Here is a 1077-nt window from a genome sequence, read left to right as displayed (position 1 = left end):
TGGTTGCGCTCTCCCACCACCAAATGAAATGATTCTTAAATGGGCAGCGGAGCGCCCGAATGAGGTCTACCTAAAACAAATCATTAACCGACAGTTTGTCGAGTTTACTTACGCAGAAGTCGCCGATCAGGCTCTCAAGCTCGTCAGCGCACTACGTGGGCTGGGTATTCAGCCTGGCGATAAAGTCGCACTAGTATCGAAAAACTGCGCAGAGTGGTTTATCTGCGATTTGGCCATGATGCTAGGGGATTACGTAAGCGTACCTATTTTCCCTAACGCAGGGGCCGACACGATTGAATACTGTGTAACTCACAGTGAAAGTAAGGCGCTGATCGGGGGGAAGCTTGATGACCCAGCAGCAACTCAGCAAGTCATTGATGCCATACCAGAGCTTATCAGCATCGCGCTGCCGTATGATTCAGCACCACAATGCCAATACCAGTTCAACGCTTTGATTGCGGATGCCGTGCCAAGTGAAGAGCGTCCACAACACTACGACGATAAGTTGATGTCATTGGTGTATACCTCCGGCACATCAGGTTTGCCAAAAGGCGCAATGCTGACTTACGGAGCGTTTAGTTGGTCGGTACAACAGCTGATCAACCACATCGGTATTCAAGCTAACGACCGACTCTTTTCCTACCTACCATTGGCACATATTACTGAACGCGTTTATATTTTTGGTTCATCCATCATGGGTGGCGTACCAACGGCTTTCCCAGAGTCGCTCGATACTTTTATCGAAGACGTGAAAATGCACCGCCCAACCTTGTTCATTTCTGTACCGAGATTATGGACTCTGTTCCAGCAACGCATTCAAGACAAACTTCCACAGAAAAAATTGAATTTCTTACTGAAAATACCGTTCGTAAATTCGCTGATTAAGAAAAAGCTCGCCGAAGGGCTGGGGTTAGATCAAGCGCGAGTTTTGGGTTGTGGTTCTGCTCCGGTATCACCCGCACTATTAGATTGGTACCACAGCGTTGGCCTAAACATCACCGAAGCATGGGGGATGACGGAATCCTTCGCTTACAGCACCATAAACTACCCATTTAGAGCAGATAAAATTGGTACCGT

The 1077-nt window shown here is 47.9% G+C and carries 1 protein-coding gene; it reads left to right on the top strand.

What is annotated here, in order from left to right:
* Positions 1–1077 (top strand): AMP-binding protein (locus R8O70_RS26125; RefSeq protein WP_318184577.1); only part of this gene is annotated, 1077 nt, incomplete at both ends.

This window comes from Vibrio sp. 779(2023), from assembly GCF_033344285.1.
Lineage (GTDB): Bacteria > Pseudomonadota > Gammaproteobacteria > Enterobacterales > Vibrionaceae > Vibrio > Vibrio alginolyticus.
This window is presented reverse-complemented; position numbering and strand designations above follow the sequence as displayed.